This window comes from Geobacillus sp. LYN3, assembly GCF_003064505.1.
Taxonomy (GTDB): domain Bacteria; phylum Bacillota; class Bacilli; order Bacillales; family Anoxybacillaceae; genus Parageobacillus_B; species Parageobacillus_B toebii.
The window spans coordinates 1-562 of the sequence record NZ_QCWL01000060.1 but is presented as its reverse complement, the minus strand read 5'-3'; the positions used below and the strand labels follow the sequence as shown (position 1 = coordinate 562).

The 562-nt window shown below is 53.4% G+C and carries 1 protein-coding gene; it reads left to right on the top strand.

The genetic code is table 11. The features are described from left to right. The coding region (locus tag DCC82_RS17050; protein WP_233253090.1) for an integrase core domain-containing protein at window positions 1–559 on the top strand (559 nt) is incomplete at its 5' end. Window positions 560–562 lie beyond the last annotated feature (3 nt).

The following is a 562-nucleotide window of genomic DNA, read 5'->3' as shown; positions in this document are numbered from 1 at the left end:
GGTGCTGCAGTATGCGTGCGCCGAGATGGGAATTACGCTCATCCACACCCAGCCGTATGACCCGCAAAGCAAGGGAAAAATCGAACGGTTCTTCCGCACCGTACAGACACGGTTTTATCCACTGTTGGAGCTGAATCCGCCGAAATCGCTTGACGAGTTGAACGAGCGTTTTTGGAAGTGGCTTGAAGAGGAGTATCATCGAAAACCGCACGCCTCACTGGACGGAAAAACGCCGCATGAGGTGTTTCAATCGCAAGTGCATCTCGTGTCGTTCATCGAAGATGGCGATTGGCTGGATGCGATTTTTCTGAAACGGGAGCACCGCAAGGTGAAAGCCGATGGCACGATCACCCTGAATAAACAGCTATACGAAGTGCCGCCTCGGTTCATTGGGCAATCGATTGAGCTCCGCTATGACGAACGAGGCGTCTATGTGTACGAAGATGGCAAACGGGTGGCGGAAGCCATTCGGGTGCGTTTGGAGGACAATGCCTATGTAAAACGCCATCGGTCCCCGTTTGCGGCGATTCCGGCGAAGGAGGGAGAACACGGTGTATAAATC